The sequence below is a fragment of the Acetobacter lambici genome (genome assembly GCF_011516885.1).
In the GTDB taxonomy this organism is placed as follows: Bacteria; Pseudomonadota; Alphaproteobacteria; order Acetobacterales; family Acetobacteraceae; genus Acetobacter; species Acetobacter lambici.
The window spans coordinates 24,491-45,849 of the sequence record NZ_WOTD01000020.1 but is presented as its reverse complement, the minus strand read 5'-3'; the positions used below and the strand labels follow the sequence as shown (position 1 = coordinate 45,849).

Annotated in this window: 21 protein-coding genes, 1 tRNA gene and 1 pseudogene; 9 read left to right on the top strand and 14 right to left on the bottom strand. The window is 55.6% G+C overall.

Going from position 1 to position 21,359, the window contains the following annotated elements; genetic code table 11:
• Window positions 1-144: 144 nt before the first annotated feature.
• Window positions 145-234 (top strand): annotated as a pseudogene (locus GOB86_RS10010) (IS5/IS1182 family transposase); the annotation flags it as partial.
• A 266-nt stretch (window positions 235-500) separates the two neighbouring features.
• Here GOB86_RS10010 and GOB86_RS10005 read toward each other — a convergent pair.
• Together GOB86_RS10005 and GOB86_RS10000 are read right to left on the bottom strand one after the other, a co-directional pair.
• Window positions 501-713: a Flp family type IVb pilin gene (locus tag GOB86_RS10005; protein ID WP_165992189.1), complete on the bottom strand. Its 213-nt coding sequence runs from the start codon at window positions 711-713 to the stop codon at window positions 501-503.
• Window positions 714-1,068: 355 nt separating this feature from the next.
• Entirely contained in the window at window positions 1,069-2,067 is a 999-nt protein-coding gene (locus GOB86_RS10000) for an ATP-binding protein (protein WP_165992188.1), read from the bottom strand.
• 426 nt (window positions 2,068-2,493) lie between these two features.
• Between GOB86_RS10000 and GOB86_RS09995 the strand changes: the two genes are divergently transcribed.
• Both GOB86_RS09995 and GOB86_RS09990 read left to right on the top strand, forming a co-directional pair.
• Window positions 2,494-3,111 (top strand): recombinase family protein, encoded by a 618-nt coding sequence (locus GOB86_RS09995; RefSeq protein WP_165992187.1) that lies wholly within the window; start codon window positions 2,494-2,496, stop codon window positions 3,109-3,111.
• Window positions 3,112-3,138: 27 nt separating this feature from the next.
• Window positions 3,139-3,441, top strand: a complete 303-nt coding sequence (locus GOB86_RS09990) for a hypothetical protein (RefSeq protein WP_165992186.1) — start codon at window positions 3,139-3,141, stop codon at window positions 3,439-3,441.
• Here the strand turns inward: GOB86_RS09990 and GOB86_RS09985 are convergent.
• The 4 genes from GOB86_RS09985 to GOB86_RS16520 form a co-directional block, all read right to left on the bottom strand.
• Entirely contained in the window at window positions 3,438-3,776 is a 339-nt protein-coding gene (locus tag GOB86_RS09985; protein ID WP_165992185.1) for a hypothetical protein, read from the bottom strand. The genes GOB86_RS09990 and GOB86_RS09985 overlap by 4 nt on opposite strands.
• A 78-nt stretch (window positions 3,777-3,854) precedes the next feature.
• On the bottom strand, window positions 3,855-5,393 hold the full coding sequence (locus tag GOB86_RS09980; protein WP_165992184.1) for a DUF6538 domain-containing protein: 1,539 nt from the start codon (window positions 5,391-5,393) through the stop codon (window positions 3,855-3,857).
• Window positions 5,394-5,483: 90 nt separating this feature from the next.
• Window positions 5,484-5,559, bottom strand: a tRNA-Glu gene (locus GOB86_RS09975).
• A 52-nt stretch (window positions 5,560-5,611) separates the two neighbouring features.
• Window positions 5,612-6,517: a TonB family protein gene (locus GOB86_RS16520; protein WP_165992183.1), complete on the bottom strand. Its 906-nt coding sequence runs from the start codon at window positions 6,515-6,517 to the stop codon at window positions 5,612-5,614.
• Window positions 6,518-6,649: 132 nt separating this feature from the next.
• On the opposite strand from GOB86_RS16520, the gene GOB86_RS09965 reads away from it, so the two are divergent.
• Together GOB86_RS09965 and GOB86_RS09960 are read left to right on the top strand one after the other, a co-directional pair.
• Window positions 6,650-7,129 (top strand): DUF2946 domain-containing protein, encoded by a 480-nt coding sequence (locus tag GOB86_RS09965; RefSeq protein ID WP_165992182.1) that lies wholly within the window; start codon window positions 6,650-6,652, stop codon window positions 7,127-7,129.
• Window positions 7,130-7,227: 98 nt separating this feature from the next.
• Window positions 7,228-9,393, top strand: a complete 2,166-nt coding sequence (locus GOB86_RS09960; protein ID WP_165992181.1) for a TonB-dependent receptor — start codon at window positions 7,228-7,230, stop codon at window positions 9,391-9,393.
• 87 nt (window positions 9,394-9,480) lie between these two features.
• Here the strand turns inward: GOB86_RS09960 and GOB86_RS09955 are convergent, their stop codons facing one another.
• Complete coding sequence (locus GOB86_RS09955; protein ID WP_165992180.1) at window positions 9,481-10,935, bottom strand: NAD-dependent succinate-semialdehyde dehydrogenase; 1,455 nt, start codon at window positions 10,933-10,935, stop codon at window positions 9,481-9,483.
• A gap of 373 nt (window positions 10,936-11,308) precedes the next feature.
• Window positions 11,309-11,875, bottom strand: a complete 567-nt coding sequence (gene cobU / locus GOB86_RS09950) for a bifunctional adenosylcobinamide kinase/adenosylcobinamide-phosphate guanylyltransferase (RefSeq protein ID WP_165992179.1) — start codon at window positions 11,873-11,875, stop codon at window positions 11,309-11,311.
• A 60-nt stretch (window positions 11,876-11,935) separates the two neighbouring features.
• Here cobU and cobT point away from each other — a divergent pair, with 60 nt between their 5' ends.
• On the top strand, window positions 11,936-12,985 hold the full coding sequence (gene cobT / locus GOB86_RS09945) for a nicotinate-nucleotide--dimethylbenzimidazole phosphoribosyltransferase (protein WP_165992178.1): 1,050 nt from the start codon (window positions 11,936-11,938) through the stop codon (window positions 12,983-12,985).
• The gene (gene cobS / locus GOB86_RS09940) at window positions 12,982-13,812 is read left to right on the top strand and encodes an adenosylcobinamide-GDP ribazoletransferase (protein WP_165992177.1); all 831 of its coding nucleotides are present in this window, start codon (window positions 12,982-12,984) and stop codon (window positions 13,810-13,812) included. Before cobT ends, cobS begins: the two co-directional genes overlap by 4 nt.
• A 79-nt stretch (window positions 13,813-13,891) precedes the next feature.
• Here cobS and GOB86_RS09935 read toward each other — a convergent pair whose 3' ends face one another.
• Complete coding sequence (locus GOB86_RS09935) at window positions 13,892-14,152, bottom strand: hypothetical protein (RefSeq protein WP_165992176.1); 261 nt, start codon at window positions 14,150-14,152, stop codon at window positions 13,892-13,894.
• A 153-nt stretch (window positions 14,153-14,305) separates the two neighbouring features.
• Window positions 14,306-15,424 carry a threonine-phosphate decarboxylase CobD gene (gene cobD / locus GOB86_RS09930; RefSeq protein ID WP_242012590.1) on the bottom strand — a complete coding sequence of 373 codons (1,119 nt, stop codon included), beginning with the start codon at window positions 15,422-15,424 and terminating at the stop codon, window positions 14,306-14,308.
• Between the two features lie 11 nt (window positions 15,425-15,435).
• Between cobD and cbiB the strand changes: the two genes are divergently transcribed.
• Both cbiB and bluB read left to right on the top strand, forming a co-directional pair.
• A complete protein-coding gene (cbiB, locus tag GOB86_RS09925) occupies window positions 15,436-16,425 on the top strand; it encodes an adenosylcobinamide-phosphate synthase CbiB (RefSeq protein WP_165992175.1) in 990 nt (329 codons plus the stop codon).
• The gene (gene bluB, locus GOB86_RS09920; RefSeq protein ID WP_165992174.1) at window positions 16,422-17,060 is read left to right on the top strand and encodes a 5,6-dimethylbenzimidazole synthase; all 639 of its coding nucleotides are present in this window, start codon (window positions 16,422-16,424) and stop codon (window positions 17,058-17,060) included. Before cbiB ends, bluB begins: the two co-directional genes overlap by 4 nt.
• 35 nt (window positions 17,061-17,095) lie before the next feature.
• Here bluB and GOB86_RS09915 read toward each other — a convergent pair whose 3' ends face one another.
• The 4 genes from GOB86_RS09915 to GOB86_RS09900 all read right to left on the bottom strand — a co-directional run bounded on the left by GOB86_RS09915 (window position 17,096) and on the right by GOB86_RS09900 (window position 21,358).
• Entirely contained in the window at window positions 17,096-18,616 is a 1,521-nt protein-coding gene (locus tag GOB86_RS09915; protein WP_165992194.1) for a cobyric acid synthase, read from the bottom strand.
• 14 nt (window positions 18,617-18,630) lie between these two features.
• Complete coding sequence (gene cobO / locus GOB86_RS09910) at window positions 18,631-19,257, bottom strand: cob(I)yrinic acid a,c-diamide adenosyltransferase (RefSeq protein WP_165992173.1); 627 nt, start codon at window positions 19,255-19,257, stop codon at window positions 18,631-18,633.
• Between the two features lie 42 nt (window positions 19,258-19,299).
• Window positions 19,300-19,884: a histidine phosphatase family protein gene (locus tag GOB86_RS09905; RefSeq protein WP_165992172.1), complete on the bottom strand. Its 585-nt coding sequence runs from the start codon at window positions 19,882-19,884 to the stop codon at window positions 19,300-19,302.
• Window positions 19,885-20,032: 148 nt separating this feature from the next.
• On the bottom strand, window positions 20,033-21,358 hold the full coding sequence (locus GOB86_RS09900) for a cobyrinate a,c-diamide synthase (protein WP_194301160.1): 1,326 nt from the start codon (window positions 21,356-21,358) through the stop codon (window positions 20,033-20,035).
• Between the last annotated feature and the right edge of the window lies 1 nt (window position 21,359).

Genomic DNA, 21,359 nt, shown 5'->3' with positions numbered 1-21,359 from the left:
CTGCCTTCTCAGGCCGTGACACCCTCACTGCGTTCAGAACCCGCCGCCAGAAGCAGAATATCGTCAATATTCCAGATCGGGCTCCTGTGGGATGACTGAATTCTACAAAATAACCTGAAATAACCCCAAGTGTGAGAAATCCGCGTCGAGGCAACAATCTCGTCATCCCACGCGTGGTTGATGATTGCCCATATCCGCAGAGTTCTGCGAAAAAACAATCAAACCCCTTTCTGATTCAGGCTCTAAAATCGTAATAACAGCAATCAGAGCAGAAAGTATGCCATATTCAACAGCAGTTGCTCCAACATCCTGCTGTATTTTCTTTTTATAATAAATCATATTTGAAATCCTCCTTTGTATATATACATATTTATTGTAATATATATTCATGAATAACTTCAATTATATCGAACTATTTGAGAAAATTCTTTCAGATTGTAGACATAAAAAAAGGAACCCCGAAAGGTTCCCCGTTAAAGTCTTGTGATTGATTCTGTGGATTAATGACCAGCAGGAGTAGAAGCAGGAGCAGGAGAAGTAGTAGAAGAGTTAGATACCAAAGAATTATTGACTTTATCAAATGTGTCCTTTACGTTTGTTCCAACATTCTGAACAGAACTGATAATTACGACTGAAATCAAGGCAGCAATCAGACCATATTCGATAGCGGTTGCTCCAACCTTGTTTTTAAATGTTTTAACTAAAGTTTTCATATGAAAATCCTCCAAATATTAATATTGAACACCATGTAATTATGATGCCTTAAATATATAATAATAAATGTATTTGCTAATATGCAAGAAAATCGAACTTTTTTAAATTATTTTCTTGACATTATCTTTTTGTTGTTTAATAATAATTTTATGTTGTAGCGACATGTGACCATCAGACCCCCTCCTAAAACGGTCTGGTGGTTTTTTATTGCCTACTTACGTTTTTTGGCAACCTCATAAGTCATCAAGACTAATCCGGACTATCTGCGGGTTTTGCTTTCTTTCTCGGATGAGAAGCTAGGGGTTTTCCATGCAGGAACGCCACCCGGATAAAGTGGCATTCCATCACCTGCTATCAGGCTACCTTCCAGTGAGTCATCTGGTCTTTCATAATGACTTCAACATACTGACGCATGGAACGCAGGTCTTTGGTGCAGTAGCGTTGCACCAGTTCCTCTTCTTCCTGGCTCAGGATGAACCATTGCGGGAGCAGGTCACGTTCCCTCGCAATTTCAGCCATAATCCTACGTGCCAGAAGGATGACATCCTGACCCTGTGGCTGTTCAACATGCACAATCCGACATCTGGAACGAAGAGGTTCTGACACCTGTGCAAGGTCATTGGCTGTCAGCACCCAACGCACATAACCCGCATTGACTGGCAGGTTCAGATACACGTCATTGAATGACCCGGCTTCCATCCCTTCAAGGAACTGAAGCATGACATCCTGCACATTCCCATGCTGTCCACCCCTTGGGGCTTTGTCGATTTCATCCAGGATGATGCAGGGATTAGCCAGTTCCGTGCCTGCCATCCATTCCGTGACCAGAGAAGGCTTGGCTTCCCCAAAACTCTGATGCACCCCCATCAGGGACAGGGCATCTGTCATGCCGGATACATTGATGGTTTTGACAGGGTAGCCAGCCATTTCATGGTAAAGCCTTGCCACTGTGGACTTGCCACACCCCGGAGGCCCAAACAGAAGCACGGGACGCATGGGAACTACCTTTCCCCATTCAGCCCATTCCTCATCGCTGGAAGCCAGCACCTCGACAGCCTGTGGAGCATGTGGGCACGCTTCCATGACCCTTGCCTTCAGGGTGGAAAATTTGCGTGGGGTATGGAGTTTGACAGGGTTTTCCAGCCTTCTGACGCTGGCAAAACGGTCAGTCCGTCTTGAGGGAGAATGTTCAGGAAAACTATGGTCTTCGGGAAGAACCTTCAGGCTGGTAAAGCCAGACCGCTCCTCACCAACAGGGTTTTCCTTATCCGGGACAATGCCCAGGAGTTCTTCAAGAAACGCTTCGGAAGAAAGAGAGTCTGTCTGTGTATCGGGAGTATTGCTTTGGGTCATCTGCCTGTTCCTGTTGTTTGAGAAGGGAAGAAATGCAGAGTGACGGTCGTATGGTCATAGTCTACCTCCAGAAATTGAACGCACCTGTCCTGTCAGAATGAAAAACAGAACAGTTAATAAGGAAGGATGAAGAACAGACAGACAAAGCTGTCAGGGAATAATCTGGAAGGATATTCGCCGGTTCATCATAGAAAGGATTATACCACAAAAACCATGCGCTGAGAGCCGGGACTGGAAAATTTTCTTTCAGAAGTCCATTTTAGGTAATGGCAAAAATACTTAAATATAGACTGTTTCAAAAACTTGCCTTTAGGAACACAAACCCCTTACACTGTAAACATAAGGGTTAAATTGTATTCAATACTATGTATTCATAATTAATTTTAAAAATTAATACCTAATCGATAATTTAAGGAGGATATTTTAATGGCAATTTATGGTTACGCACGTGTCAGCACCAGAGACCAGTCCACTGATATGCAGGTCAATCGATTGCTGGAAAGCGGGATTCCAAAAGAAAGAATTTTTACTGAAAATATATCTGGTGCAACAGAAGACAGGCCGGAGTTAAACAAATTATTAAATCTGTTGCACAAGGGGGATGTTGTGACTGTCTGGAAAGTGGACAGGCTTGGGAGAAGAACAGCCCATCTTGCACGATTGCTGGAAGAATTTAACGAAAAAGGGATTACAGTCAGGAGTCTGACAGAAGGGGTTGATACGTCAGACAGGTCAAGCCGTGTCAGTTATCTGCTGATGTCTGTCATTGCTCAAAATGAGCGTGAAACCATTAATGAGCGCATCAGGTGTGGTATAGACCATGCCCAGAAATATGGGACAAAATCAGGTCGCCCCATAGGCAGACCCAAAGTTAGTTCTGTTAAAGTCCAACATGCTCTGGACCTTTTAGCCTCTGGAAAAAGCTACAGACATGCGTGTTCCATTGCTGGTGTGTCTTTAGCCACATTGGTCAGACGTGTTCAGGCCATGCAACAGAATAACCAGTTCACACGCCAGACCAGTATTTTTGAGGCATTGAAGTAATTTTAATATTTAATAAGGAGAATTTTTATGACAATAAATAAACAAAAATTTAAATGCTACACGCTTGGAGAAATACCAGAAGATATTATCAATGCAAAACTTCCAGATGATATTGTTAATTATCATTGTTCTATGAAATGTGTTGAAGGGCGTTCAATATTTGGAGGATTTTGTGGTGCATGGCTTGCACAAAATAGAGTACAAGCCTTGCAGGAAGGACTAACATCCATCGAAGATATACGTAAATTAATTGCTAATTTCACTAGACCAGATAGAGCGAAAAAAATAGAAAAAGAAATGGAAAGACGCAAAAAAGGTATATATGGTTAAAACCCGTTTTTAAGTCCTGGATTAAGGTGATATCTTGCCTCTTCAAGAGTATGGAATGTTGTACTAAAGCCTGAGCTATCTATGGCAACATACTTTATGTTGCCATTTTTGTTGTTTCTATACCCATAAATAATTCCATTTCCTGTTTTTTCTATATAGATACATACCCATTCAGGTTCAGGGTAAAAAGCCATAAAAAAATTGAGAATTTCAATTCTATTTTCGATATTGTTTGCTTCTATAGTATTCAAAAGTTCATCATATCCTTGAAAATTATATTCCTCTCCATCCACAATCAGAACAAAACCATTTCCGTTGGCTCTAATTGTCCACATGATCAAACCTTCTTTGACAGATTGATGATAATCCAGCCTATCCTATCAAGTCTGATTATCAAACCATCAGGCAGGATGCTATTTAAGGAAGACCCCATTCCTGTCTGCCAGATGGTCAAGGAAAATGGGGTATTTCACCTTATCCAGAAAAGCCTGTGCTTCCCCTCCGGAGAGGTTGGAACCATATCCAGCCCCAACAGAATCCGTTTCATGTCCAAAAATTTTATTGATGATTTCCATGTTCAGGTCAGAGGTTCTTAAAGCCTGTCTGAAGGTATGACGGAAGGAATAAGCCACAAGGCTTTTGTCTGTCAGTCCAATATCTTCAAGATAACGGTTGATACGCTTTGACCATGATTCAGGCTTGATAACCTCCCCTCTGCGTGACTGCATTAATCCCAGACCAGCCTGGGCCTGTTTCTGGACATAGTGAAGAAAGCCAATTTTTCGCAGTTCTGGCAGGATTGGAATCAGACGGGGGCTGTTTCCTGTTTTTGTTCCTGTCTGGCGTAAATCAAGGCAGGAAATCCCTTCCAGGTCATAGAGTTTGGCAGGAACGTCAGAGATTTCCCCAATTCTGGCACCCGTCAGGGCAAGAACACAGATAAACCAGAAATCAGTCAGACGTTTTTTCTGGTAGCCCGGTCTGCTTTTAAAATGTTCGCTATGGTAGCCAGAAAACAGAGGGCTGTTGAAAATCTGTTTCAGTTCGTCATTGGTGAAAGCCCTGCGAACTTCTTCCTGTCTGGTCAGTTTTTCTTTCTGGGTCTTGGCTCTGGCTTTGACATCTGCAAAGCCTTTATCCTCAATCAGACCTGATTGGACGCACCATTTCAGAAAAAATTTTACTTCCCCAAGATGTCTGACAATCGTGCCATGACCCAATGTTCCCCCACGTAAGGAAGGCTTGTTTTTCAGCCAGTCCGCATAGGCTTTAATGTCCTGTTTGGTCAGGAGGTTCAGGGCTTTATTGCCAACAATTTCCTGAAACTGTGTGAAGGTAATGCGGTAGCTGACACGTGTTTTTTCTGTCTGTCCCGGATTATCGTCATGGAAACGTTCAATCAGGTTTGTCCATGGTTCAGAGCATTCTGTGCTTGCTGATGGAGTAGGGAGGATAGAGGGAGCAGGAGGAGCCTGTGTTGCCAGTCCACCAAGGGAAATGGCTTTTTCCATCCCTTCCAGCATTCCCTGTTGTTTGGCCTGTTTCCACATATCTGCAAGGGTTGCTGTCATGTCAGCACTTTCGCGGACATCCTGCGCTTCCTGTGTCTTGCGTTGCATGACAACGTTGAGCCAGTCGGAGAAGTGTTTTTTGACGTTATCCGGCATGGCTTCGATTTCTGAAGCGTGCTCAAGCACAAAGGCTTTCATCTCTTCAACAGGGATTTCCCTGTTGAAATAGGCTTGAAGCTTTTCTGCCAGTCTTTGTCTGAGTTCCATCCAGATACCATTGAACGCTGAAGCAAGTCCGAGAGCTTTTGCCCTTGCAACTGTTCTATCACTGGTTTTGAGGGAACGAACAATATGCTGACCAGCAAAGGGTGTCAGATCAGCAGGAACCCGAAGCCTGAGATACCAGGTATGGTGTCGTCGAACCATGTAGGGTGTAGGCAAAACTGGCGTCCCTTATGTAACACAGACAGGTTACACAGTGAGGGAAGACAGATTGGATTTTTGCTGAAAAATCAATGCCTTATAGGTAAATGGTGTCCCGTACGGGATTCGAACCCGTGTTGCCGCCGTGAAAGGGCAGTGTCCTAGGCCTCTAGACGAACGGGACAAGAGGCGATGGACAGTCTCCTACTGTAAAATGTTCCCCGACACAAGCGTAATTACTGGATATGAAAGCCAACGGGTATACGGCCCGTTACCACAGCGGACTCAGGGGGTGTGCAATGAAGGTTTTTTACAGTTTGCAGCGCCTGATCATCCAGATCGTCATACCCTGTACTTTTGACCAGCCTTGCCGCAATCACCTGCCCTTTGCCGTTAATGCTGACCTCGGCCACGGCCTCGCCTTCCTCATGCAGGTGACGGGCCGATACGGGGTAGTGTGATTCGGGTGCCGAGCAGGATAGCTGGAAACCCCCTTTTTGCCCAGCAGCAGCGGCACTGGCTGGTGCGGCGGCCTGAGCGCCCGTTGCCGACCTATCTGTTTTTGCATGGGGGTGGGCTGTTGCGCCCTCTCCCACCGTATGGGCAGCGTCGGTCTGGGGTTCCTCTTTCATATGCGCTCCCTTGTCATGCTGCATGGCGGGGGGAGCCTTAACCAGCTTTTTGGGCATGGCGGACACAGGAGGCAGATGGTCAACCTCTGGCCGCACAGAGGGTGGAAGAACCACACCTTCGTCCTGCGTCAGCGATTGCGCATCCATATCCGGCATATCCTTCATGGGGAGAACTGGCTGAATTGGAGGTTTGATCGGTGTCTGGTCTGCCTGGGCCTGTGCTGCCTCGGGCAATGGCGCTTTGGGGGCCTCAAACAGCATGGAGACCGCAGCGGGCTGCTGCGTGCCTGTCTGGGGGGCAACACTCATCATCAACCACACGGTCATGGCCACGTGTGCGGCAATAGCCAGTGCAAAGGCCAGCAACCAGACAAGCCGGTTCTGCCGGGACAACCCCAACGCAAGCCCATGCTGGCGAACAATGCCTGCCAAACGTTCCACAGGCACACACAGGGCCTGCGCATGTTGCGCTCCCGCTGGTTCGGGTCTGTCTGTATGCCATATGCTCACGGTGGGCCTCCGCCCTGAATTATGGCATAGCCCTGTTTGATTTGACAGGGGGTCCAAAAAAGCGCAAACATGGCACAACTTTGGCAAAGTGCCTGTTGATACCTGATTGTTGAAAAGTTTCTGATCCGCCCCATGTCCCGTCGCAACCCCATTATTCGCGCGCTGCTTGTATGGCCGCTGGTCATGGTAACGTTGGCGGGCCTTCTGGGGCTGATGGCGCTCCAGTCGCTCTCCCTCCCCGAAGAACTGCCACGTGCAACGCTTATCCGGCTAACGGGCATAGACATTGCGCCACGCATGGTGCAGCCACACGGCACGAACACCCACTGCGCCGCCATGCCCGGCGGCATGCACCACATGCACTGCATGGCCAGTGCACAAAAAAACCAGCCCCCCCACCCCACCCATCACCATGATGAGGCAAGCTGCCCGCTTTGCCCGCTGCTGGCGTTTTTTGCTGCACTACCCGCTGTTTTTCTGCTTCTACCAGCGCCAGTCCTACGCTGGATCCGTCGTGGCAGTGCGGCCTCCGCCCCACGGGCACCCCCTATTTGCGTTCTGGGCCTCCCCCCTTCACGCGGACCACCTTTGACCCTGCTTCAGGCTTTCTGAAACCTCGTTCTCTGGCCTTGTCGCGCCCGTGCGTTTGCGCATGCGCGCCTTTGGTCGGAGACCCTCTCAGTATGCTTTGAACAGGGTTTTTCTGTTTTATGTCCTACCCATTTTTTGACCGCAGCCAGCATAACTGGCTGTGGCTTGCGGCTGTATGCGCGCTACCCTGCGCCGCCAGCCCCGGCTTTGCCGCAACTGTTGTGACCCTCCCGCGCGTGGATATTTCCACAGCACAGGAAGATGCTTCCATAGCGGACAGTCTTTTAAGCGGCTCCGTGGTCGACAAAAGCTCGGCCCGCATGTCCCGCCTTTCCAGCCCCGATGCGTCATCGCTCTTTCGGAACCAGCCGGGCTTTAGCAGTTATGGTGGCGGACGGCTGGCCAACCTGCCTGTGCTTAACGGTATGGCGGATGACCGTGTGGCAACTGTGGTGGATGGCATGCGCATCAACCCCGCATGCCCCAACCACATGAACCCCGCCCTGTCCTATATCGACCCGGACAGTGTGGAGACCGCAACCGCTGTTGCAGGGCTGACATCAGTCAGCAACGGGGGGGACAGCTTGGGCGGCACCATTGATGTGGAACGCGCGGACCCGCGCTTTGCCCGCCACGGCAAAATCCTGTTTACCGGACGCGCCCGTGGCACCTACCGCAGCAATGGCGGCGGATACTCCGCCGCAGGCAGCATGACTGTAGCGAACGATACATTCAGCCTGCGCTACAATGCCTCCTATGACCAGTCGGAGGATTACAGCGGGGGGGGCGGCATAGGTAAGGTCGGCTCGACCGAATACCTGCGCTACACGCATGACGTAACCTTTGGCGTGCATAAAAAAAACCACCTTCTGGTGCTGACCTTCGGGCAGCAGGACGCCCCGCGTGAAGGGTTTGCCAACCAGCACATGGACATGACCAACAACCGCTCCACCTATGTAAACGGCAAATATGTGGGGGACTTTGACTGGGGCACGCTGGAAGCCCGCGGCCACTGGCAGCGCGTAACCCACGCCATGAACATGCTGGATGACAAAGGTGGACACACCGCCACCAAAGGCATGCCCATGAATGATGACCAGCGCTCAGCCGGGTATTCGATCAAAGCCACAATTCCGCTGGGTCGGCAGCATTTGCTGCGTCTGGGCAGTTCCTTTGACCACGAAGGGCTGAAGGACTGGTGGCCCCCCCTTACTGGTGCTGGGATGATGGGGCCAAACACCTACAACAACATCAATAACGGTCACCGCGACCGGCTTGGTCACTTTGCGGAATGGGAGGCCCAGTGGACGCCCCGCGTATCCACCCTGCTAGGCCTGCGCAATGATCTGGTCATGATGAACACGGGCGATGTTGCGCCCTACAACATGATGAACGCCGCCAACGTTAATGCCGCCAACACCTTTAACGCCACCAAGCACGGACGTTCGGACATAAACTTTGACGTAACCGCCCTGACCCGGTGGAAAACTACAGACAGCCTGACCATAGAGGCAGGATACGCCCGCAAGTCCCGCGCACCCAACCTGTATGAGCGCTATTCGTGGGGCCAGAGCCAGATGGCTTCGACCATGATCGGCTGGTTTGGTGATGGTAACGGCTATGTTGGCAACACAAATCTGAAGTCAGAAGTCGGCAACACCGCCAGCATAACATTTGACTGGCATGACCCGACGCAGGCGCAGCGATGGGGGCTTAAGGTGCAGCCCTATTATACCTATGTGCACAACTACATTAACGTACGCCGCCTGAGCAGCTTTACATCGCAGGTCTCCCTGCTCCAGTTCGTCAACCATAATGCCCAGATGTATGGCATCAACACGTCAGGGCATTATACGGTGTGGAACACCAGCCGTTATGGAAAGGGCGAACTGACCGGTGTGCTCAACTGGGTGCGCGGGCAGGACAAGGTCTCCCACACCGGTCTTTACCAGCAGATGCCCCTGAACGGCACTCTGGGCCTGAACGAAACCGTGGGACCATGGACCGGCCGGGTGGAAATGAACTTTGTCAAAGCCAAGGACACAGTGGACTGGATACGCAACGAACCGCGCACCCCCGGCTATGCCCTGCTCAACCTCAACGGCAGTTACAACTGGAAAATGATGACCCTGACAGCAGGGATCGATAACGTGCTGAATCAGCCCTACTACATGCCCCTTGGTGGCATTTTAACGCATGATCTGGGCAATGCGGGAACAGGCTCGCGTATGCCCATGCCGGGCATGGGGCGGTCCTTTAACGTCAGCCTTGCCGCCACCTTCTGAACCTGCTGGCGATAGTCAGATACAAAAATACCGTGCGCTGCAACAACGCACGGTATTTTTTAAAACCTTTAAAAAGCCAGACCTGTTTTAGTAAGTCGAAGCTCTGTGCAGGCAGGACACCAGCTTGATAATGGTATGGGCCCGCAAAGCAGCAGGACCACCCTCCGTGCCGTAACCGGAATCCTTGATCCCGCCAAACGGCACTTCAGGCACACCAATGCCGTGGTGGTTAATGGCAACCATGCCTGCTTCAAGCTTTTCACCAAGCAGGCGCTGGGTGCGTTCGCAACGCGTGTAAACATACGCCGCCAGCCCATAAGGCAGACGATTGGCCTCCCTGATGGCATCGGCCAGATCGGTGAACTCATCCATAATGGCGATCGGGCCAAACGGTTCTTCCTGCATAACCCGCATTTCCAGCGTTGGCTTAAGCACCAGCGTGGGGGGGAAGAAAAAGCCTTTGTTTGGGAGAGCCGTATCGGGCTGCCACAGTTCGGCACCCTTGGCGCGGGCATCATCCACCAGTTCGGTCAGGGCCTTTACGCGGCGCTCGTTAATGAGCGGCCCCATGGTTACACCCTCGTCCAGACCACGGCCAATTTTGAGCGCGCTCATCTGGGCCTTGAATTTTTCAATAAAGGCGGCGGCAATGTCCTTGTGCAGCAAAAAGCGCGTGGGGGCTATGCACACCTGCCCGGCATTGCGGAACTTGGCAGCAGCCACACGTTCGGCCGCCTGATCCAGATCCGCATCGCGGCACACAATAACCGGACCGTGGCCACCCAGTTCCATGGTCACCGGCTTCATCTGCCCACCAGCCAGTGCCGCCAGATGCTTGCCCACGGGGGTGGACCCGGTAAAGGAAATCTTGCTTACTACGGGATGCGCAATCAGATACTCCGAAATTTCCGCCGGGGTGCCATAGACAAGCGAGACCGCGCCAGCGGGAATACCCGCATCGCAAAAACAGCGGATCAACTCGGCGGGGGAGGCCGGGGTATCTTCCGGAGCTTTAACAATTACACCACACCCGGCCCCAAGAGCGGCCCCAAGTTTGCGGGCAATCTGATTGATGGGGAAATTCCACGGCGTAAAGGCGGCCACCACACCAATGGGGCGATGCAGCACGCGCTGTTCAACATTTGGCACGCGCGCGGGCACCAGTTCGTCGTTCAGACGGCGGCCTTCTTCGCCAAAATATTCAATCACTCCGGCTGCTGCGTTAATTTCAACCACAGCCTGCGCTAACGGTTTGCCCTGTTCGCGGCTCATGATCCGGCCAATAGTATCGGCCCGCTCCCGCAGCAGTTCGGCTGCCTTGCGCATGATCGTATAGCGGTCCCATGCGCTCAGGTTGCGCCATGCCTCATACCCTACGGCGGCACCGGCCACTGTTTTGTCCAGATCGGCAACAGAGGCATGGGCCACCTTGCCAATGGTCTCACCGCTGGCGGGGTCCAGAATGGGGAGTGTACGACCATCGGCCGCATCCTGCCATTGGCCCGCAATCAGAAGCTGAGTGTTGATTGGTGTTTCCGACATATGCATCTCTCATCCAAAATGAACGGGCTGCGGGCAACCCGGATCTGCCTACACAAGTATCAGCCACTCACCATCTTCCGCCACGGTGCGCAAGAGGTTTGTCGTATTTTGCGCACCACTGCGACCAAAGCTGCAAATGGTCCTGCCAGCATCATGGCAGACCACACGCAAGCGAACAAAGGCGACACCCCCTATTGGGTCTTCAATTCTTCTCCAACGGAACTTACGGAAAGAGAGGATTTATGACCCTCCGAAACAGTTTGAACACCATCGTTCAATCCGGCCTGATCATGATATGTACAGACCCATTCACGATAAATAAAAACCTGCGAATGATTGAAAAACCATTCCAAAAAACAGCCTTACACTGACCTTAACATTCCTGAGAAAATCCATCGTTCTTGAGCACCATCGGCAGACCCGCCGCCACAAAAACCACCTTACCCACATGGGCTGCCAAACGCTGGTGCAATCGCCCGGCCTCGTCCCTGAAGCGCCGCCCAAGCGGGCTTTGGGGCACAATACCCAGCCCGACCTCATTCCCCACCATGACAGTCGGGGCACTGCGCATATTCAGGCTGGCAAGCAGGCTCTGGGTCGGACCTTCCACGTCCTGCCCGTCGAGCAAAAGGTTGGTTAGCCATAGGGTCAGGCAGTCCAGTAGAACCGGGATATTGGAGTGTTGCTGGAGCACCTCCGCCACATTCAGGGGTTCTTCCACCGTCTGCCAGCCCACCTTGCCGCGCTCGCGCTTATGCTGGGCAATGCGTGCGCGCATTTCATCATCAAACGCGCGGCCTGTGGCCAGATAGATCCATGGGCCGGACAGGGCTGTTATGGCATTTTCCGCAAAACGGCTTTTGCCCGATCTTGCGCCCCCCAGCACAAGCAGGCTACCAGCCACACCACCATGCCCGAGGTTGAGACGTATGCTGCTCATGCGCTCATCCACCCCTGTTTCCATTTGCGTGAACCCCCATAACAGCACACAATTGCCACCATGCCCTCTTCTTCCTTCCCCGCCGTGCCCTGCATGCCCTCATCCCTACCCGCGCTCAGTGCCTTGTGCATGGACCTTCCTCCTGCCAACACGCAGGTACAGCACACCATTGCGCAAAGGGAGGCCGAGCTGACCAAACCGCCGGGTAGCCTTGGCCAACTGGAGGAGATGACACGCTGGCTAGGTGGATGGCAACACCGCACAGCCCCCCGGCTGGAGCATGTGCAGGTGCTCATTTTTGCGGGCAATCATGGCGTTATGGCGCACCGTGTCTCGCCATGGCCTGTGGACGTCACGGCCCAGATGGTACGGAATTTTGAGCATGGTGGTGCCGCCATTAACCAGATTGCCCGCATGGCACAGGCGGAACTGGCTGTTGTTCCAGTGCACAACCTGACCCCCACGGCGGATTTTACCACCGCCCCGGCTATGAGCGAGCAGGACTTTCTGGCAGCCGTGCAGGTCGGTTTTAACGCCGTGCCCCAGACATGCGACCTACTTTGTCTGGGCGAGATGGGCATAGGCAATACAACAACCGCATCCGCCCTGTGTGCCGCCCTGACCGGTCAGAGCGGCACAGACTGGGCAGGACAGGGCACAGGGCTGGATACGGCGGGCACGGCGCACAAAGCTAGGGTCATAGATACAGCACTGGCTTACCACGCGGCCCATCTGGATAATCCGCTGGAAGTGGCGCGTCGGCTAGGCGGTTACGAACTGGCGGCAACACTGGGGGCTACCCTTGCCGCCCGGCTGATGCATATTCCCGTCATACTGGACGGCTTTGTCTGCACCGCAGCCGTAGCCCCTCTGGCGCACCTGCACCCCAACGCGCTGGACCATACAGCGCTCTCCCACTGCCCGACAGAAACCGGCCACACGGCCCGGCTGGCACAGCACCTACGTATGCGGCCAATCCTGAGCGGACTGGGCCTGCGCCTTGGCGAAGGTTCGGGGGCTGCCCTTGCCATTCCCATCCTGCGCGCAGCAGTTGCCTGCCACACGGGCATGGCAACATTTGCCCAAGCCGCTGTTTCTGAAAAAGCATGACACGGACGCCACCCGATTGTCTGTTCAACCGGTGCAGGCTGGACCTTGCCTGCGGTCTTAGCCTGCTGACACGCCTCCCCGCAAACTGGCTGACCCCAGCCGCCTGTGCGAGCAGCACGCAACCATGGCCAATGGCCAGATCAATCTGGTGCTGGCCGCTAATCGCAGCTCTGATAGGAGCCTTTACCGGCGCCATACTGGTAGCCCTACGCTCAGCACATGTGCCAGCCCTTGTTGCCGCCGGGCTGGCTCTTGCCTGCCAGACCATACTCACCGGTGGGCTGCATGAGGACGGGCTGGCCGACATGGCCGATGGCTGTGGCGGTGCAACACCAGAGCGCAGGCTGGCCATTATGCGCGACAGCCGCGTAGGCAGTTACGGGGTTATGGCACTGGGCCTGAGCCTGCTTATCCGCGTGGCGGCTCTGGCGGCACTCCCGATCTGGGCGGGCATTGGAGCCTGCGCCATAACCGCCTGCCTAGCCAGAATGGCCATGCTGCTGGTGCCCGTTCTTACGCCACCCGCCCGAACAGAGGGGCTTGCCAGCATGCTGTGCCCCCTCCCCCAATATTCCCTGATAGGTGCGCTGGTTGTAACGGCGGGTGTTCTGGCTGGCCTACCTATAATAGAGCACATTGGCGCGGATTTGCCCGCATGGATGTACCTTGCGCTCATTTTTGCACCTGCTGGCATAAGCTGTGCCACAGCACTACTGGTCGCAACCTGCGCCAGACGCCTGCTTGGTGGTTTTACGGGGGATGTACTGGGCTGCTGCGCCGTTGTGGCAGAGTGCCTGCTCCTGAGCTTTTACGCAGCTCTAGCCTAGACCCCGCCAACAAAGAGGTCTGTTAAAACAAACCCGCTGCGTGCCACTCTGGTAAAAGAGCGGCACGCAGTATGTCTATTCAGGCTTTGGGGGCTTCTTCTTCGTCTTCTTCGTCCCAGTCTTCATCGTCTGCTTCAAAGACCAGTTCTACGGTAATGGTTGCATCATCACCTGCCTGCAGGGCTTTGGCGTCTGCTTCGGCTTCTTCCACCTTTTCGTAGAGCTTGCCTTCGTTGGGGTCTTCCTGCCACTCGTTACGCGGCTCCCAGAACGACAGTTCACCCTCTGCGTCTTCACGCTGGATGAGATAACCTACGATAACTTCGTCTTGGTCTTGCATGGCGTTATCCTTTTCTGCCTGTTTCCTTCTATGAACCATGCCGCAAAAAAGGGAAGAGGAAAGCGTGACAAACAGTTTGATGAAAATATGACAAGGCAGGAATATCCGAACAAAGGGCCCAAAAATCCGCCGCCATTGTGACCACCAGCCCAGTTATGCGCTATGGTGGAGCGTCTGCCATGCCTTGAGCGCGCATTCCAACCGGTTCCACGCAGCTTCATTGGCAGGCAGGCCAATACGCAGGCAGTGGGGGCGGTCTGCAAACCGGCGGGTCACAATGCCATAGCCGCATAAATGCGCCCACAAACCATAAGCATGGGCCAGATCAACCAGCGTAAACAAGGTGGAATGCCCCCGGCATGCAAGTCCTGCTTTGCGCAGCATGCCAGTCAGCCGGTCATGGGCCATCTGGGCTTTTTGCGCTGCCTGACGCAACCACTGTGTATCTGCCAATGCCTGTCCGCCTACGGCAAGAGCCAGCGCCCCAACCGGCCATGCCCCCAGCATGGCCCGCGCCTTTTGCGCAAGTTCGGAAACAGCAAGCAAAAACCCCAGACGTACGCCGGGCAGACCATAGGTTTTGCCAAACGACCGCAGCACAACAAGCCCCGGATGCGGTAATAAGGACGCCACGCTCTGGGTGGAAAAATCCCCGAATGCTTCATCCACCACAAGCCAGCTCCCGGCCTGAGCACAGCGCTCAGCCAGAGCGGCAAGGGTCTGCACGTCAAGCAGCCGACCATCGGGGTTATTGGGGTTGCAGATCACACACACTGTTCCGGCCTGTTGCGCGGCGTGGTTTATCTGCTGCACATGTTCAACGTCCGCACAGGGTACGCCATTATGCTCCCAGGCCAGCCTGTGCCCGGAATAGGTTGGCCCCAGCACACAGGCCTGCCTTACTGGCAACAACCTTGGCAGCAGAGCAATAAGGCTCTGGCTCCCCGCCCCGATCACCACCATATCGGGCGTGGGCACGCCGTAGGCATGAGCGGCAACCTGTTGCAGTGCCTGTTCCTCACCCTCCTCGGGCAGGTGGTGCAGCACATTCGGGTCTGGCCAGACCAACGGATATGCAAACGGGCTGACCCCGGTGGACAGGTCAATAAAAGGCTCCGGCGCACCCGCAAAATACCGCATAATAGCCTGAACCTGCCCGCCATGGCTGGGTAACGGCACGTGTGGAACACCGGTTAGGGAGGACAAAGCGTTAGGTGGCATGCCGTCGTGCATGGTAGCGTCCGTGATCTTTTGTGTCAGCCTAGTGTTCATATCCGCCTCCCATGCTGTTCTTCTCTCTCTCCACCACCCTGCCCGTTGCAGCCCTTGCCGCTGGCATGGAAGCCCTGTGGGGCTACCCGCCCCCCCTGCTGAACCTGATCGGCCACCCCGTTATGTGGATTGGCGCGCTAATAGACAGGCTAGAACACGCCCTGAACAGGATGGACACACCAGAACGCACACGGCGGTTGCTGGGCTTCGTGGCGCTGGCGCTGATCATTGGCATACCCGTTACCGTAACATCCGGTCTGCTTGGGGTGGGTTATACTCTTTTGCCCGCCCCTGTCATGCTGCTTGTGCAGGCGGCGCTGGCCAGCACGCTTGTAGCGCAACGCTCGCTATGGGTGCATGTGCGCGCGGTGGGCACGGCCCTGCGCCACAACGGCCTGCCCGGTGGGCGCAAAGCCGTCAGCATGATTGTGGGACGGGATACCTCCGCTCTGGATGAAGCTGGCATTGTGCGCGCGGCACTGGAAAGTCTGGCCGAAAACTTTTCCGATGGCATTGTGGCTCCATTGTTCTGGACAGCCCTGTTTGGCCTGCCCGGCGCTGTTTTTTACAAATGCGTCAACACGGCAGACAGCATGATCGGGCACCTTAACCCCCGTTACAAAGCCTTTGGCATGGCCTCCGCCAGACTGGATGACCTGATCAACCTGCCCGCCTCCCGCCTTGCGGCCCTGTGCCTGATGCTGGCCGCCCCACGGCAGCAATGGCCCCATATCTGGCACACCATCAAGCGCGATGCCCCACGCCACCGCTCCCCCAACGCAGGCTGGCCCGAGGCCGCCATGGCCGCCGCCCTGAACACCCTGCTTGCAGGACCACGCTCCTACGGTGGCAAACTGACCAAGGACCCGTGGATTGGCAGCGGCACATCTGGCGCAACCGTGGCAGATCTGGACCGGGGGCTACGCCTATACCGGCGCGCCTGTGGCCTGCTTATTGCCTGCTTGCTGTGCGCAGCACTTGGCGGCATGATAGGGGCATGAACGCACCCTCCTTCTCCCCCGCTTTTCTGGCAGAACTTGAGCAGCTTTTTACGTGGCGGAGGGATGTGCGCCATTTTCGGACAGACCCACTGCCCGAACATACCTTGCAGCATCTGCTCGAAACCGCATGTCTGGCCCCTTCGGTTGGTCTGAGCGAGCCGTGGCGCTTTGTAAAGGTGGACAGTCCGGCCCGCCGCCATGCGATCCGCGAGAACTTTGCCCACAGCAATGCGCGCGAACTGGCCGGTCGCGGCGGGGATGACGCGCAGCGTTACGCATCGCTCAAACTGGCCGGACTGGACGACGCCCCCCACCACATCGCGGTTTTTTGCGAAACCAATCCCACGCAGGGCCGGGGTCTGGGCCGTGGCACCATGCCCCAGACCACAACATGGTCGGCCGTTATGGCCATTCACACATTCTGGTTGGCTGCAACCGCGCGGGGCATTGGTGTTGGCTGGGTTTCCATTCTGGACCCAAAAGAGGCCAACCGGGTGCTCGGTATTAATCCTGAATGGCAGTTTCTGGCTTATCTGTGCGTCGGGTATCCGCTCGAGCCAGCCAGTTCACCTGAACTGGAGCGCCGTGGCTGGGAGCAACGCAACCCTGCACGCCGCAAATGGATTACCCGCTGACACACCCCGTTTGGGGGGCATGCCCCCCGTTGCCATTACGTGGCGTAAACCGGCAGGCTGGCCAGCGCCAAAAGAGCATCCACATCCATGTGGTGTTCCAGATGCTTGGCCAGATGGTCCAACGCCGCCTCCACCGTGCCATCATGGGTGGCGGGCAGATCTCCCCCCGCCTGTGCCCACAGACCTGTGGGGGCGAACGCAGCCCCACCCACACGCTCAAGCAACGCAAGCCGCGCCGCACGATGCGTAAAAACACCATGCAGGTAAGTACCCCAGACCAGACCGTTATCCGACACACATCCTTCCGCCTGCCCATTCAACCACAGTAATGGCGCAAGCCCATCGGGGTTGTCCGTCTGGCCCAGATGCATTTCATACCCTGCAACAGACTGACCACCATCGGCCAGAAAACCCGTGCCATATTCAAGTCTTTTATCATGACCTAAAATGGTATGAATGGGCAGAAGCCCTAGCCCCGGCTCAGTACAGGGCGCACCCTCCGTGCCATGCGGATCGGCAACGCTATGGCCCAGCATCTGGTAGCCACCGCAAATACCCATGACCGCACCGCCTTTTTGCGCATGCTCCAGAATCTGCCCGGCCCACCCACGTGTACGCAAACAGGCCAGATCAGCCAATGTGGCCTTGGAACCGGGGAGCAGAATAACATCGGCCTCGGGCAGAGGTTCCCCTTCCAGAACGGGAATAACCTCCACCCCCGGCTCCGCACAAAGCGGGTCCAGATCATCAAAATTGGCAATCATGGGCAGCACGGGCACAACCACGCGCAAACGGGGCGTGGCACCACCAGCACTACTCCGCAGCCCTCTTGCACGCAGGGTGTCCATCAGATCGGCCGCGTCCTCGGCTGGCAGGTCATGCACCTCTGGCAGATGTGGCACCAGCCCTAGCGCCTGCCAGCCGGTTTTTTGGGCTACAAAGTGCATACCATCAGCAAACAGAGTTGGGTCTCCGCGCATGCGGTTGACCACAAACCCCTTGATCCGCTCTGCATCTTCGGGCTGCAAAACAACCTGTGTGCCCACAAGGCTGGCAATAACGCCGCCCCGATCAATATCCCCCACCAGCACAACAGGGGCACACACGGCACGGGCAAAACCCATATTGGCAATATCGTGCCGCCGTAAGTTTACTTCCGATGCAGAGCCCGCGCCTTCGACCAGAACAATATCCGCCCGGGCCGCCAGATTTTTAAAACTTTGCAGAACCTGCGGCATAAGCTGCTCTTTGCGGGTCTGGTAGTGCCGGGCCTCCACCGTGTCCACACGTTGGCCGCATACCACAAGCTGAGCCCCTGTTTCGCCCTGCGGTTTGAGCAGCACCGGGTTCATGTCCGCCATGGGGGGCACACCACAGGCCCGCGCCTGAAGGGCCTGTGCGCGCCCGATCTCTCCACCATCCAGTGTTACGGCCGCATTGTTGGACATGTTCTGTGGCTTGAACGGCAACACCCGCAGGCCCCGCCGCGTCAACGCGCGCGCAAGCCCTGCCACCAGTGTGGACTTGCCAACACTGGAGCCTGTGCCCTGCACCATAAGAACACGGGCACTCAAAACTCCACACCCTCCTGCGCCTTGATCCCGGCCTTGAAGTGGTGTTTGACCAACGTCATTTCCGTTACCATATCTGCTGCGTCCAGCATGGGCTGTCTGGCGTTGCGGCCTGTGACCACAACGTGCTGCCCCTCTGGCCGGGCATCTATATCGGCCAGAACCTGCGTGATATCCAGATACTCATACCGCAGGGCCACATTCAGTTCATCCAGCACCACAAGCGCCACATCCGGCCGCGCAAGGGCCTGCCTTACCACGGCCCATGCGCGCTCGCACGCTGCCACGTCCCGCGCGCGGTCCTGTGTTTCCCACGTGAAGCCTTCCCCCATGCTGTGCCATTCCACCAGATCGCCAAAGCGTTCCAGTGCACGGCGCTCGCCTGTATGCCATGCCCCTTTAATAAACTGCACCACCACCACACGCCGGTCATAGCCCAACATGCGCAGCGCCAGCCCAAAGGCTGCCGTGGACTTACCCTTGCCCGGACCTGTGTTAACCAGCAGCAGACCTTTTTCCACCGTTTTGCCTGCGACTTCCTGATCCTGCACAGCCTTGCGTTTGCGCATTTTCTCTTTGTGGCGTTCGGCGTCATGTTCTGCCGTATTATGCTGCTCTGCGCTCATGGTACCCGGTATTCTTTGCCTGATAATATTGATACGGTCTGTTCAGCCCACGCCCATAGGGACCATGGCGGGGCGGACAACCTTCTGCTCGACCATAAACAGCCGCGCAAAACCCTGTGGCATGGAGGGGGCTAGCAGTTCTGGCCGCTCCCCCGCAGCCAGAGCGCTGAGAATACGCAGCGGCCCCCCGTGCGAGAGCACACAGGTGGCCTCTCCCTTATGGTGCATATCCTGCCAGAAATCGGTTGCGCGCTGGCACAGAGCCAAACCACTTTCTCCCCCCGGCGGGGCAAAGCCTGATGGGTCACGCGCCCATTCATCCAGTTGCCTGCGTTCAATATCCTGCCAGCGCAGACCTTCCCACCGTCCAAAATCCAGTTCGGCAAGGCGTGGGTCCACGCGCAGTTCCATACCACTGGCCTGTGCCAGACGTTGCGCCATCTCCCGGCACCGTTGGGCTGGGGAACTATACAGCACGCGGCAGACAGCCCCTTTGGCCAGAACGGAAAGCCCGGACACAATTTTCTCCCACCCCGGACGTAACGCCACATCCTGCCTGCCGTAGCAGACCCCCTCGGGCAGCAGCACGGGAGCATGTCTTACCAGCAACACCGGAAAAGACTGCATGGCCTGTCTCCTCTTTTCATCTCTGTCCGTTGTTCAACCCTGCCAGACAGGCAAAACAAACCAGATCTTACTTGCCCCAACCACCTTGCCTGCAAGCCAGACGCTCCACCACCCCCTTAATGCGCGAGCAAGGCATGGTGATCACGCGCTACCCCGGCATGCTCGCCAGCACATGGAAAAAGGAGCCGGAAACAAATCCGCGCTGGCCACCACAAACGCCCAGTTCCTCCCCTATGCCAGAGCACAGGCTGGCCAGCGGCGCATCCTGCCCCCCGTCCAGCACTGTTGCGTAATGGAACTCATGCCCACGCAGGCGCGCCCCGCGCGGCCCCAGCACACCGTTCCTTAAAAGGGTGGCCTCCCGGTAGCCCAGATTCAACTTGCGCCGCGCAAAAGACGTGGTGTGGCCAAGCAAACCTGCCATGCCATGCATCACGCCCTGTGCATCTTCCAGCCCCTGCCCCAGCACCATAAAGCCCCCACATTCACCATGCACCGGCCGCGTCTGGGCAAATTGCACCAACCCTGCGCGAAAACTGGCGGCTCCCGCCAATGTTCCCGCATGCAGTTCGGGGTAGCCACCGGGTAACCAGCAGGCCGTGCAGGAGGGGGCTGGCGCTTCATCCGCCAAGGGGGAAAACGGCACCAGTTCAGCCCCTGCCTGCCGCCAGAACAACGCCAGATGCCCATACAGGAAGGAAAAAGCCGCATCGTCCGCCACGGCAATCCGCTGCCCCGGTGGAGGCACCAGCCCCGCTGGCAGTGGAGGTTCCTGCCCGGTGCCAACAGGCCGGGCAGATGCCAAAATACCGTCCAGATCTAGTTCCCGTTCGGCTTTGTCCGCCAGATCGGCCAGCCAGCCCGCAAGGTTGCCATGCTCACGCGCCTGCACAAGCCCCAGATGCCGCTCGGGCAGGGTTTGCCCTGTCTGCCGCAGGAGCGCACCATATACGGGTAGCTGCGCTGCCTGCACAGCCTCTCGCCCCAGCCGTTCATGCCGGGGGGAAGCCACGCGGTTCAGCACAACACCACTGACCTGCACATGGGGCGACCATTGCGCAAACCCCTTGGCAACCGGCCCCACGGACTGCCCCTGCCCTGACATATCGAGCACAAGCAGCACCGGAATATCAAAAAACGCGGCAATATCGGAGGGAGCACCCCTGTGCCCATCGGGCAGGGAGAGACCATCAAACAGCCCCATGGCCGATTCCACGACCAGAATATCCACATCCTTGCACGCAGCATGCATGATGCTGTGCAACAGGGCATCGGGCATGCACCAGCTATCCAGATTAAGGCCGGGGCGGCCGGTAATGGCGGCATGAAAAGCCGGGTCTATGTAATCCGGCCCGGTTTTGACCGCGCCAACACGCAACCCCCGCCTGCCAAAGGCTGCCAGCAGGGCCAGTGTCAGTGTTGTTTTGCCCCCACCCGAACGGGGAGCGGCAACCATAAGAACCCGTGTTGTCATG